This window comes from Acinetobacter sp. WC-743 (assembly GCF_000335555.1).
Classification (GTDB): domain Bacteria; phylum Pseudomonadota; class Gammaproteobacteria; order Pseudomonadales; family Moraxellaceae; genus Acinetobacter; species Acinetobacter bereziniae.
On record NZ_AMFQ01000009.1, the window covers coordinates 46,775 to 60,556 of the forward strand.

General features: G+C 41.3%; 9 protein-coding genes and 1 pseudogene. 1 reads left to right on the top strand and 9 read right to left on the bottom strand.

Annotated elements, in window-relative coordinates; genetic code table 11:
- Positions 1 to 78 precede the first annotated feature (78 nt).
- On the top strand, positions 79 to 951 hold the full coding sequence (locus ACINWC743_RS00935; protein WP_009583992.1) for an AraC family transcriptional regulator: 873 nt from the start codon (positions 79 to 81) through the stop codon (positions 949 to 951).
- A gap of 64 nt (positions 952 to 1,015) precedes the next feature.
- On the opposite strand, the gene ACINWC743_RS00940 is transcribed toward ACINWC743_RS00935, so the two are convergent.
- The 9 genes and pseudogenes from ACINWC743_RS00940 to ACINWC743_RS00980 all read right to left on the bottom strand — a co-directional run bounded on the left by ACINWC743_RS00940 (position 1,016) and on the right by ACINWC743_RS00980 (position 13,769).
- A complete protein-coding gene (locus ACINWC743_RS00940; RefSeq protein WP_009583972.1) occupies positions 1,016 to 2,158 on the bottom strand; it encodes a glycerate kinase in 1,143 nt (380 codons plus the stop codon).
- Positions 2,159 to 2,239: 81 nt separating this feature from the next.
- Entirely contained in the window at positions 2,240 to 4,930 is a 2,691-nt protein-coding gene (gene ppc, locus ACINWC743_RS00945; RefSeq protein WP_009583994.1) for a phosphoenolpyruvate carboxylase, read from the bottom strand.
- Positions 4,931 to 4,958: 28 nt separating this feature from the next.
- Entirely contained in the window at positions 4,959 to 6,194 is a 1,236-nt protein-coding gene (locus ACINWC743_RS00950) for a sugar MFS transporter (RefSeq protein ID WP_004825571.1), read from the bottom strand.
- A 56-nt stretch (positions 6,195 to 6,250) separates the two neighbouring features.
- Entirely contained in the window at positions 6,251 to 7,429 is a 1,179-nt protein-coding gene (locus ACINWC743_RS00955) for a dihydrodipicolinate synthase family protein (RefSeq protein ID WP_009583974.1), read from the bottom strand.
- The gene (locus ACINWC743_RS00960) at positions 7,401 to 9,041 is read right to left on the bottom strand and encodes a GMC family oxidoreductase (RefSeq protein WP_009583978.1); all 1,641 of its coding nucleotides are present in this window, start codon (positions 9,039 to 9,041) and stop codon (positions 7,401 to 7,403) included. Before ACINWC743_RS00960 ends, ACINWC743_RS00955 begins: the two co-directional genes overlap by 29 nt.
- An 8-nt stretch (positions 9,042 to 9,049) precedes the next feature.
- Positions 9,050 to 9,835: a 3-ketoacyl-ACP reductase gene (locus ACINWC743_RS00965; RefSeq protein WP_004825564.1), complete on the bottom strand. Its 786-nt coding sequence runs from the start codon at positions 9,833 to 9,835 to the stop codon at positions 9,050 to 9,052.
- Between the two features lie 49 nt (positions 9,836 to 9,884).
- Positions 9,885 to 11,399, bottom strand: a pseudogene (locus tag ACINWC743_RS00970) (aldehyde dehydrogenase family protein).
- A 1-nt stretch (position 11,400) separates the two neighbouring features.
- Positions 11,401 to 12,186 (bottom strand): enoyl-CoA hydratase/isomerase family protein, encoded by a 786-nt coding sequence (locus ACINWC743_RS00975; RefSeq protein ID WP_005034455.1) that lies wholly within the window; start codon positions 12,184 to 12,186, stop codon positions 11,401 to 11,403.
- Entirely contained in the window at positions 12,183 to 13,769 is a 1,587-nt protein-coding gene (locus ACINWC743_RS00980) for an acyl CoA:acetate/3-ketoacid CoA transferase (protein WP_009584005.1), read from the bottom strand. The genes ACINWC743_RS00975 and ACINWC743_RS00980 overlap by 4 nt, the downstream gene beginning before the upstream one ends.
- Positions 13,770 to 13,782 lie beyond the last annotated feature (13 nt).

A 13,782-nucleotide genomic window follows, 5' to 3' on the forward strand; every position in this document is an offset into this window, starting at 1 on the left:
CTTTTTTAATTAATGTTGAATAGATATTAATTTATCAATAAATGATACTATTGTTGCAATATGTCAGGGAGTATAATAATGAGATCTGAATATGAGAAAGTTATAGTAAAACCATATTCATCCTGGTCATTTTTAAATCGAAGAATGGAGCAAGGAATACCTTTTCAGTGGCATCACCATCCAGAGTTTGAATTTACATTGACGGTGAATAGCTATGGTAAACGATATATCGGTAGCGATATTAGCAATTACCATGAAAACGATCTGGTCATGATTGGTCCAAACATTTCTCATACTTGGCAATCTTTTGGAAAATTTAACCCCAATCAGCCCTATATTGCTCTCGTGATCTGGGTTAGTACTGAATGGATTCAAAACGTTATCAATATTTTTCCAGAAATGCGATCTCTGAATAACTTACTTATCTTGTCAAATAATGTTGTGATCTTTAGTGACGATGTTAAGCATAAAGTGATTGATCATTTTCATAACATTCCAGCACTGGGTTGGTCTGAACGGACACCATTGTTATTAAAGATTCTTTTGACGCTTTCTCAAGATGAGAAAATGATCATCACACATGTTAATAAATTAAATATAAGCTCTGAGAACAATAAGAAAATTCAAAATTTTATAGAAGTAATGGACTATATCGATAAAAATTATCATAAGAAAATATCAATTGAGGATTTAGCCGAGATGTGTTTTGTGAGTCCGGCAACTTTCTATCGATCATTTAAGAAAATTTTAAAAAAATCACCGATGGAATATATTATTAATTTAAGAATTAATCATGCAGCAGAGTTAATTTTAGAGAGGAATATGGCAATAGCCAATATAGCAGAATATGTGGGTTATTCTTCTTTGGCGTTATTTAATCGGCATTTTAAGAGTATTAAAAAAATATCTCCACGCGAATACAGATTGAAATATAATAAACAATTTATATAATATTTCTGATGATTTTAGAGTTGTAGAATCATCAGATGGCTTAATCAATAACATTTGAGATGTATTATTTTTTTACGTCACTCATTTTAATCAAACGGGCAATATCAATTGTTCTTTCATAGATTAAATCTGCTGCATTGATACATGCCTCATTTAAATTCATCGGTCCTGAGGTTAAAGAAAATGCTGCACTTACACCATAGTCATAAAGCGCTTGATAATTTTCACCCAAAGCCCCTGCAATCACGATGACAGGTACGTTTGCTGCTTGTGCAATTTGGGCAATACCGAATGGCGTTTTGCCATTTAATGTTTGTCCATCAAATTTTCCTTCCCCTGTAATGACCCAATCTGCACCTTGGATTTTACTGGAAAGATGATTGAGTTCTGCAATGACTTCAACACCAGATCTGAACTCGGCATTTAAATAAGCTTTAGCAGCAAAGCCAAGCCCTCCAGCTGCACCCGAACCTTGCTCATTGCGTTTATCATGACCTAATAAGAGCGCAGAAAGATCAGCAAAATGAGCAAGGGCTTGGTCTAATTGCAAGACTTGATCTGGTGTGGCTCCTTTTTGTGGTCCAAAAATATAAGATGCACCATTTTCACCGCAAAGTGGATTAGTAACATCTGCTGCTAAAACAAATTTTGTTTTTGCTGTACGCGGATCGAAGTCAGTTAAATCAATTTTTGCTAAGTGTTGAAGTGCTAGACCACCAGCTGCAATGGGATGGTGGTTTTTATCTAAAAGTCGCGCACCTAAAGCGGATAAAAGCCCTGTGCCAGCATCATTTGTAGCACTGCCACCCAAGGTTAAAATAATTTCTTTAGCACCAACATCAAGTGCAGCAACAATCAGTTCACCTGTTCCAAAGGTACTGGTGATACACGCATCACGTTGAGTAGGTGCAAGGTATTGAATCCCACTTGCTTGTGCCATTTCAATCAAGGCAATTTTTTCAGTTTTTAACCAACCCCATCGGGCAAGAACAGGATTTCCTAAAGGACCTTGGACAGATTGTTCTCGCCATTCCCCTTTACAAATATCAAGGACCGCCTCAATTGAACCTTCACCACCATCTGCCATCGGGCAAATCAGAATTTCTGCTTCTGGGAATATGGTTTGCCATCCGAGTGCTATGCTTTTGGCGACACTCTGTGCAGACAAACTATCTTTAAACGAATCTGGAGCAATGATAACTTTCATAAATATTCTCAAAACCAATTTTTGAAGGAATAGGCGGACTTTTTAAGCATTACTGATCTAAAGCATTTTATTGTTCGATATTTATCCAGTGTTTCTTAATCCCGCAGCAATACCCGCAATACTCACCATCAGAGCTTGATCGACTGGAGTATTTTCTTGATGATCATTGGCTAAGTAGTCACGTCGCCGTTTCATTAATTCAGCTTGGAGTAAGTGTAATGGCAGTAGATAGGGGTTACGAACTTGCATGGATTGGTCAAGAACAGTATTGCTACCCAGTAATTTAGCTTCGCCCTTAATAAATAGTAGTGTTTCGACCGATTGTTCTAACTGAAAGCGTAATTGATGACCTAATTTTTTCAAATTTTCATCATCTGTTAAATGAGATTCATAATACAGCGTAATATGACGATCGGCTTTTGCAAGAACCATTTCCAACATATCGATCAAGGTTTGGAAATAAGGCCACTGAATCAGCATTTCATCGATTGAGGTTTTCTTCCCCTCCTTTAACATTTGATAGAGGGCTTCACCTGTACCTAACCATGCGGGTAACATTAGACGAATTTGAGTCCATGCAAATACCCACGGAATGGCACGCAATGATTCAATGCCACCACTGGTTTTGCGTTTTGCTGGACGTGAACCTAATGGAAGCATTTGTAGTTCGAGTTCAGGCGTAATCGACCTTAGATACTGCACAAAATATGGATTTTCTCTCACAGTTCGACGATAAGCGTTTACTGAGATATCGGTCATTTGGTGCATTAAGTCTCGCCATTCCTGTTTTGGAGTCGGTGGCGGCAGTAGGGTGGCTTCCAAAGCTGCTGCGGTATAAATTTCAAGATTTTGTAAAGCAATACTCTCTAATCCAAATTTAAATCGAATCATTTCACCTTGCTCGGTTACTCGTATTGATCCAGAAATTGAACCAGGTGGTTGTGAAAATAAAGCTTGCAAAGTAGGTGCCCCGCCTCGGCTAATCGATCCTCCTCGCCCATGAAATAGGGTGAGTTGAATATCGTGAGTTTTGGCAATTTCGGTTAGTTGTTCTTGGGCACGATATTGAGCCCAATTTGCAGACATAAAACCTGCATCTTTGGCAGAATCTGAGTAGCCGATCATCACTTCATGCTTAGCTTGGATATGTTGCTTATACCAATCTATTTGAAATAAGGTTTCCATTGTATTTGCTGCACCCTCTAAGTCTTTGAGGGTTTCAAATAGAGGAACAACCCGTAATGGTTGTAAAATGCCAGCTTCTTTCTGTAAAAGAAGTACCGCCAATACATCACTTGGATGTGCTGTCATTGAAATAATATATGCACCTAAGCTTTCAGTAGGTTGCCTAGCAAGCATCTGCATGGTCGCGAATACTTCTTTAACATCAGGGTGTTCGATTAGACTATCGGGTGAACTGTGTAAATATTTAGATAGCAACGGACGTTTGTTCTGTAATTCTCGAATTAAGAAATTTTGTCGCGCTTGTTCTGTCCATGATTCAAAATTTCCCAAGCCTAAATATTCAGTTACTGCCGAAATGGCTTGACGATGCCGACCAGATTCTTGGCGAATATCGAGTTTGAGTAGCTCAATACCAAAACAATTTACGCGATAGATGAAATCTAGCAATTTACCATTGGCAATCTCAGGTAAATGACACGCCATGAGAGAGCGGTGACATAGTAATAATGGTGCAAGTAATTCATTTTTATCTTGAATGACAGCGTTTAATTGATCATCACATTCAATCCCTTGTAATTTCAGGCTTAACCAATGCAGTGTTGTTTTTAGTTTTTCACGTATATGACGTAAATACTCTCGATATGGTTCAGGATGAGCATCACCGAGAGCTTCTTTCAATTCTTGTGAACAGGCTTGAAGGGAGAGTTCCCAACGAAGATCCTCAAGATCTTTAAGATAGAGACTAGCGGCTTGCCAACGAGATAACCAAAGCACTTCTTGAGTGATTTGATGGTTCACATTTGGATTGCCATCTCTGTCTCCCCCCATCCATGAGGCAAAGCGAATTGGACAAACAGTGCATGGTAGGTGTAGGTCGCAATTCTTAAAAACAAGATCGTCTAACTCACGAATAAATTTGGGTACAGCATTCCATAAGGTTTGTTCAATGGTGGTGAAGCCCCATTTTGCTTCATCAATAGGGGTAGGTCGATTTTGGCGAATTTCGTCAGTTTCCCAAGCAGAACAGATTAACTGCCTGAGATCCTGCATGATCATGTGATGTTCACGAGCTGTGAGTTGTTGTTGATCCAACTTTGATAGGCAATCATTGATTTTGTCATATTTCTGAATCAAGGTACGGCGACTGACTTCTGTCGGATGCGCCGTTAACACCAATTCAATATTTAATTGACAGATTTGTTCGAATAATTGCGTTGATGTGATGTGTTGTTGTTTAAACTTCTCAAATAATGGCACAAGTGGGTTTGGTGATTGCGCTTGTTCATTGAGTTCACTTTGCCGCCTTTGCCGAACAACATGATATTGTTCTGCAATATTGGCAAAGTTTAAAAAATACGAAAAAGCGCGCGTTAGTGGCAAAATTTCCTGATCTTTTAAGTTTAAGAAAAGGTATTCAAGTTGTTGTTCAGCATCAGTTTGACCATCCAAAGTCGCTTTAGATAAAGTGCGTATTTGCTCAACCAAGTTGAATAAGTTTTGATCTTCATGATTTTTTAGGGTTTCTCCTAAGAGATTCCCTAAAAGCCGAACATCTTCACGTAAAGCGCTGTCAATTTGTTGAATCATATTTTACTGTCCAGTGTTCGGTCGAAACTCATTGCGTTTTGTTTTGAAGCCATGCATAGACCCCGATCGCTGCAAAGCAAAAGGTTGGAATGATAAAAGCCAATTGAATGTTTTTTAGGTCTGCAATTAAACCCATGAAATAGGGGGAAATCGCTCCTCCAACTAAGGTCATGACTAAAAATGAACCGGCTTTTTTGGTATGTGAACCTAAGTTTTTTACCCCCATTGCAAAGATAGTGGGATACATAATTGAGGAAAAGAAGAAGGAAAGAATCAGGGCATAAATAGACACAACAGACAAACCTGAAACAACCACTGCACATAAAATGACATTGATCACCGCATAGCTAATCAACATGCTGACTGGAGAGAAAAAACGCATGAAAAATGTGCTTACAAAGCGCCCAATCATAAATACAATCAAGCCAACTGAGAGTAAAAAGGACGCTTTTTGAGGACTAAGCCCAGCCCAATGATCAATTGCAAAATTGATAAAGAACGAACAAATACCGACATGGGCTGCAATCCATGCAAACTGTGCAACGAGTGCGCCTGTAAAATTCGGGAATGACCAAATAGAGCGAGCTTGATTGTGCTGGTCAGTGAATTGTTTGCTTACTTGTACTTCAGGAAGAGGTGTTTTTGCAAAAATGATCATCATAATGACCACCACAAATGCTAAACAAACATAAGTGAACATGACGGGATTAAGTGAAAGTTGTCCTAAGGAAATTGAAGGTGCGAAGAATAAAGCGCCACCAATTAATGGACCAATAAAGACCCCTAATCCGTTAAAAGACTGTGCGAAATTCAAACGTCTTTCCGCATGTTCAGGTTCGCCTAATATAGAAGCATAAAGGTTTGCAGCAGTTTCTAAGCAACCCAAACCACAAGCCAGTATAAACAGTGCGAAGAGGAACATACCGAATACGGCAGCATTTGTGGCAGGAATAAACAGCAATGCACCTAATGCAAATAGACCTAAGCCAACTTGGATACCTGCTTTATATCCAAAACGTTCCATAAATAAGCCAATCGGAAGTGCGATTAGAAAATACGCGCCATAATAGGCAGCTTGAACAAACCCTGACTGGGCTTTGGTCACATGCAATGAGTCTTGAAAGTGTTTGTTTAAAACATCCAGTAAGCCATGTGATAATCCCCACATGAAAAACAGGCTGGTGATTAATATAAATGCAATCCTCGTGGCAGACTTTGGATAGCTAACTGGGCTATTGATCATGGTATTGTTATTTACGTCCATGTGTATTTTCCTATTTTTGAGGGAAAAGGAGGAGTTTCTACTCCTCTTAAAAATGTCTATTCGGCTTCGATGCCACCATAGACCGCTAAAAATTGTTTCATGCGCTGAATGGCTAAATCTGGCTTGATCAGTGCTCCAGCTTGATCTGCTAAACGAAAAATTGTGCAGTAATGGGACATGCTTCGTGCAGATTGCATCCCTCCTAACATGCTGAAGTGATCTTGGTGACCATTTAGCCAAGCCAAAAACACAATGCCTGCTTTGTAATAGCGCGTAGGCGCACAGAAAATTTCTCTGGAAAGTTGTACGGTTGGCTGGATAATTTCTTGGTAGTGTTGGAGATCACCGTTTGCTAAGGCGACCAGTGCATGAGCAGCAACAGGTGCGATTGGATCAAAAATTCCAAGTAAGGCATGCGAAAAACGCTCACCATCTCCTGCGATTAATTCACCAAAATTAAAATCATCTCCTGTATAAAGCTTTACACCTTGAGGTAAACGACGACGTAGTTCAATTTCCCATTTTGCCTCCAAGAGGGAAATCTTGATGCCATCTACTTTGTTGATATTTGCTTCGATGATGGATAAAACAGTGTCCATCGCTGTGGGAATATCCGTACTGCCCCAATAGCCATGTAGACTTGGGTCAAAAGCTTCACCAAGCCAATGTAAAATTACTTTGTCTTTGGCTTCTTGTAGTAATGTTGAATATACCTTGCGATAGTCTGTAGCACTTTTTGCAGTTTCACACAAAGCTCGACTTGCCATTAAAATTGCACTGACACCCGCCCGATTTACAACTTCAAATTGAGCTCTATATGCTTGAAGAACATCATCTATTGTGGTTTCAGCATTGACGTTTAATTGATCTGTACCCACGCCACAGCTGAGCATTGCTCCAGGAATTGTTTTTGCGTGTGCTGCACTGCGAGTAATCAGCTCAGCAGATTCCTCCCAGCCCAACCCCATACCACGTTGGGCGGTATCCATAGCTTCCGCAACTCTAAAGCCTAAACGCCATAAATATTCACGAAATGCCAATGTTTTATCCCAATCGATTGAGAGCGTCTCATCCCAAGGATTTCCAGACTTCATCGGTTGTACGACGACATGTGCAGCAGCGTAGACAATCCGATTCATGGTCCCTTTGGCAGGTGATGCAAAAGGGGACTGTGCATATTTCAATGTATACAGTTCAAGCGTTTCTTCATTCAGTGAAGGCAAGCGTATTTTCATGAGCTTTATCCGTGATGTGCAATGTTTTTCCTAAAATGAGATCAGCCGCTTTTTCAGCAATCATGATGGTTGGTGCATTGGTGTTACAGCTTGGAACCCGTGGCATGACAGATGCATCAACGATTCTTAAACCATCAATACCATGGACTTTCAGATCACTTGAAACCACAGCATCATTCCCATTTCCGATTCGGCATGTCCCAACAGGGTGATGATCTGTTTTTGCATTTGCACAGGCATATTCAAACAACTGTTGATCTGTGACTTTAGAATTTCCAGGAAGTTTTTCTTCTAGAACAAAGCGTTTGAGTGCCGGTTGACTGAGTATTTCTCGTGCCAAACGTAGTCCTTTCATTGACATTTCTCTGTCATAAGGATCTGCCCAATAATTAGGGTCGATAAGAGGTGCACTAGATGGGTTGGCATTCGCAAGCCTAACAGTGCCTCGAGAGCGAGGTCTCAAGAGAGCAGAGTTAAGCGTCACGCCAGGATTGGTCATATGCTCGACCCCAGATTCGATTCCAGAACCCAAACCTAAATGAAGTTGAATATCGGGAGAGCGTGCCGTTTCGTCGGCATACCAAAAACCACCTGTTTCAAAAAGGCTGGATGCAACTGGTCCCTTTTTGAGTAGCAGATATTGCAGACCTGCCCAAGCTGCTAAAAATGGTGAGGAATAGGCATCATAGGTATGATTGCCTGTACATTCGGCGATTACAAATAGGTCTAAATGATCTTGGAAATTCGCACCAACCCCTGACAAATGATGTTTTAGCTCAATGCCTACATCACGTAGGTGATCGGCGGGTCCAATACCCGATTGCATCAATAATTTCGGTGAGCCTATCGCGCCACTACTGATAATAATTTCCCTTTCCGCATAATACATACCAGATTTAGCTGCTTCTGGATGAATCACTTCTACTGCTATGGCTCTTTTATCTGACAGTATGATGCGTTGGGTAAATGCATCTAAAAGTACGGTTAAATTACTCCGATGCTGTACAGGACGAAGATAGGCTGTTGAGGTTGACGATCGTTTTGCATGTAACTGAGTCAGTTGGTAATGACCTAAACCTTCTTGCTTTTCACCGTTAAAATCGGGATTAAAAGGAATACCTAACTCTTGACCCGCTTGAAAGAAAGCTTCACAAATAGGCAAAGGGCTTACTGGATTGGAAACCCCTAAAGGTCCACCATAAGCGTGGTAGCGATTGGCAAAGCGTTCATTGTTTTCTGCGCGTTTAAAATAAGGTAGAACATCGGCATAAGACCAACCTTTTGCACCACATTCCGTTGCCCATTCATCATAGTCAGCCGCTGCGCCACGTGTATATATTTGCGCATTGACCGATGAACCGCCACCAATGACTTTGCCTTGAGTAAAACGTAAAACTCTATTGTTCAGGTGCTTCTGAGGAACTGTACTCCAGCCCCATGACCCACGACCTTTGGTCATTTTTGCAAAACCAGCAGGCATACTATAAAGCGGATGTTTATCTTCACCACCTGCTTCCAAGAGCAGAACGTTTATAGATGGGTCTTCACTAAGACGATTGGCTAACACACATCCCGCTGAGCCACCGCCTACAATAATATAATCATATTTCATGGTATTTCTCAGAAAGTAGGAATTGAAAGACCACCATCAATATTGATGACGGAGCCAGTAGAAAAATTTAATTTGCCTGAGGCTAGACTGCTGACGGCAACAGCGATATCTTCGGTTTCTCCCCAGCGCGCCATTGGAACAAGACCATTTTTGAAGCGTTCTTCGTATTTGTTGGCAACACCAGCGGTCATATCAGTTCGTATAACACCAGGACGAATTTCGAATACACCAATATTGGCTGCGGCTAAACGCAATGCGAAAAGTTTGGTACTCATTGCCAATGCAGCTTTGGATAAGCAATATTCACCTCGCTCAGGTGATGCCATTTCAGCACTGACACTGGAAATTGTGATAATGCTCCGAGGATGCTGAGAGGGGACTGAGAGCATATGCTTGGCAACGAGTTGTGTGAAGAAAAATGTCCCTCTTAAATTTGTATTGATCACCAAATCAAATGCTTCTGGTTGCATTGCCAGTAAATCACCACGACACGGTGAGCCAATGCCTGCGTTATTGACCAGACAATCTATTTTTCCTCCCCAGGCGATGACTTTATCGATCAGTTGCTGTTGTGCTTCCAAGTTTTCTAGTTCGCTGGCAATTGCCAGCGCTTTTCCTCCAACAGATTCAACCTCAGCACACAAGGCTGTGCTTTTAGCGTCTTCATGACGACAGGTGAACACAATATCGAAACCTTCACTTGCCAACTGCATCACCACTGAGGCACCAATTCCTCTACGTCCACCTGTAATGAGTGCTAATGGTCGCGATTTAATATCTGAAATCCTTTTCATTATTTTTCCTTTTTGGAACGTTCCAATTTTAACTTAAACAAACTTTTCACTAAGACTGAGTAAGCCACCAATGAGTTCTTTCTCCGATATGTAATTGAATGGTTTTCTGTTCTGTATAATCTTCTACGGCATTGAGACCTAATTCGCGACCAATACCTGATGCTTTAAATCCACCAAAAGGAAGTTCTGGAAAACCTTCGAGAAAGTTATTGATCCAGATGGTTCCTGCATGAATACCTTTTGCTGCTCGTAAGCAAATATCAATATCTTTGCTCCAAACTGCGGCAGAGAGTCCGTAACTGGTTTGATTGGCAATTGTGATTGCCTCTTCGATTGTGCTGAAGTTGAGTATCGATAATACAGGACCAAACACTTCTTCATGGGCGATGGACATACCCGATTCAACATTTGTAATAATCGTTGGCTGGAAATACATACCTACGGTTGTTGGAATACGTTCTCCGCCCAAACGTATCGTGGCACCCTCTGCTTTTGCATTTTTTATCGCTGTTTCGATAATGTTGAGTTGAGTTTCACTGGTAATTGCACCAACTTTTACATCGGGGTGTAGTGGGTCACCAACAGGTACCTGCTTAGAACGGTCAATCACTGCTTGTGTGAAACGTTCAGCAATGTCTGCATGGACTAAAATTCGACTGCCACTATTGCAACATTCACCTGCATTGAAATAGACACCAAATACCACAGCATCGACAGCAGCTTCCCAATCACAATCTGGGAAAATAATTTGTGGATTTTTGCCCCCAAGTTCAAGAGAGACTTTCTTTAATGAACGCCCAGCTTCTGCTGCAATATGACGTCCCACACGTGTAGAACCAGTGAAGGAAACCATGTCTATATCCGGATGGTTAATCAGTCGTTCACCAACAGTTGGACCTAAGCCCGTGACAATATTTACTACCCCTTGAGGTAAACCTGCTTCAAGTAAAATTTCACCGAGGATTAACGTCGTACCATTGGTGAGTTCACTTGGTTTGATCACAGCTGTACATCCTGCAGCTAAAGCAAAAGGTAATTTTTGGCTGAGAATCCAAATGGGGAAATTCCATGGCGTGATCATGGCAACCACACCAATCGGTTGACGTACAACTATGCCAAGCGTTGAGTTACCTAAATTATTATAGCTTTCACCATGTAGGGTTCTTGCCAGTGCAGCTGCATATTTCCATAAGTCCACACAACCAGAAACTTCACTGCGTGCTTACGTCAGAGGTTTGCCTGTTTCTAAACTTTCAATCAATGCCATTTCTTCAACACGATTTGCAATGCCTTCAGCAACTCGTATCAATAGATCTGCGCGTTCACTGCCAGATCGACTTGACCATGTACCCTGATCAAATGCTTTACGGGCGGCGTCTACGGCACGTAAAGCATCTTCGCGACAAGCGTCAGGATAAATGCCGACAATGACATCATGAGCAGGGCTTTTTCGTTCAGTTATTTTTCCTTGTTGTGAGATACACAGTTCGCCATCAATCAACATACGACCTTGATAAGGTTGTTTAATCACAGGTGCATGATGCTCTAAGTTTAAGAATTTCATTTCATCTTCCTTTATAGTCTGCGGAACGGCGTTCACTAAAGCTTGCTAAACCTTCTTTTGCATCTTCAGTTGTTGCGGCAAGTGCTCCCGCCATTCCTTCCAAAACTGCTGCCAAATGATGACCTTCACCTGCATCAATAAGTTGTTTTGTTAGTTGTATGGAAATCGGGGCTTTTCGTCCTATTTCTTCGGCGATCTGTAGAGCACAGGCTAAAACCTCTCCTGAATGACTAATCTCTTGAATTAAGCCTTGTTTAAGTGCTTGTTCAGCATTCATTTTTCTTCCTGTCATTGCGAGATATTTAACCGAACTTGCACCGATTAAACGAACTAGACGTTGTGTTCCAGACCAACCTGGGCATGTCGCGATGCCTGTTTCTGGCAAAGCAAATGTGGCATTTGGGTCACTGACTCGAATATCCGCAGTCGCTAATAGCTCTAATCCACCACCAAAAGCATGACCATTGATAGCTGCAATCACAGGAAAACGTAATCGAGCCCATAAATCGAAAACTTGGTGTCCTTTTCTGGTCCAATGACGCCACATATCCAGCGGTTTTAGCTCTGCCCAGACATGAATATCAGCACCTACACAAAAGGCACGATCACCAGTCGCCGTAATAATGGCGGCTATAATATCTGTTCGTTGATCAAGAGACTTTGCAATATCATCAAGCTGATCTAGCATTTCAGGCGTGAGAGCATTCAATTTTTCAGGTCGCTCTAATTGGACGATAGCAATCGAATTTTCAAAACGGAGGCTGACTGAACCAGATGATCTATTCATGCTGCATACTCCTTAAGCTCTAGTCCCATAACCGCATCTGTAAATAAGCTGGGTCTCATAATTTTTAAATCATCAGAGACGAGTAGGGGGAATTCTGCTTGCGAGAGAACATCTTTTTCTAAATCTATACCTGGGGCAATTTCTGTAATCAGTAAACCTTCTGTCGTTAATTTCATGACACAACGTTCAGTGATATAAAGGATGTTTTGTCCTCGCTGTAGAGCCATATGACCACTGAAAGTGACATGATCAACTATGTTGACCAATTTACGTGATTTGCCTTCCTGATGAATCTTTAAAGCACCATCACCCACTGTTAATTTTGCGCCAGCAGTGAAAAAGCCAGAAAAAACAATATTCTTCGCATGTGTGGTGATGTCAACAAAACCACCGCAACCTGCTGTTAGATAAGGCTTGCTAGGAAGTTTCGAAACATTCACATTGCCTTCGCGATCAATTTGTAAAAAAGAAAGTAGAGAGAGGTTAAAACCACCACCTTGAAAATAAGTAAATTGTGCGGACGATGGCATAATTGCATCGGCATTTACAGCGCAACCAAATGCAAAATCGAGTAAAGGCATTCCGCCCACAGCTCCTTGTTCAATCAACCAAGTCACCTCATCGTGATAACCTTCTTCCAATAGAATCCGAGGGACATTGGCAGAGATTCCAAAACCTAAATTCACCGACATACCTTTTTCGACTTGCATTGCAGCTCGACGTGCAATGACCTTTTCAGCTCCCCAAGGCGTCATGTCAAATACTGAGTCTGGCTGTTGAATTTCACCACTGATTGCTGGGTCATAGCTGATTTGTGTGGTTTGCATTTGGTCAGGAGCAACCACGATATAATCCACTAAATTACAAGGGATATGCACATGATGCGGCTTTATGGAGCCTGCGCGAACCATACGTTTCACTTGGACAATGACAATCCCACCATTGTTACGAACAGCAAGTGCTTGATCGAGCGCGCCAAGTAAACCGCCTTCATGTTCAAAAGATAGGTTGCCTTTTTCATCGGCGGTGGTTGCTCGAATAATGGCAACGTTAGGAATGATGTTTGGAAAGAACAACCAATCTTCACCTGCAAAATTTACCTTTTCTACAATGGGTTGAGCTTCAGCTTTTGCATTCATCGCACAACCTTGTAAATCTGGGTCTACAAAAGTATTAAAACCAACTTTTGTTAAAACACCTGGACGTTTTGCCGCGACATCGCGATGCAAGTCAAACATGATGCCACTGGGAACGTTATATGCGGCTATTTCGTTATTGACGATCATTTTCCATATCTCTGGCATGGGTAAAGAGGATGGACCACTTGGAAAAGAGCCAGCAATGACTTTTTTGATTAACCCGGTCTGCGCCAGATGCTCAATGCCTTTGATTCCATACAAATCTCCAGCAGCAATAGGATGAAGCAAAGTTAAGTCTTTAGGCTGAGCAATGTGTTGATAGCGCTTTCCAATTGCAGAAAGAATATGATCTGGACAAGCCAAACCACTTGATGAGCTGACAGTCACAATGTCGCCATCGATGATTAATTTTGCAGCTTCTTCGGCACTAATAAGTTTGTTCATGGTTTTTCACTTT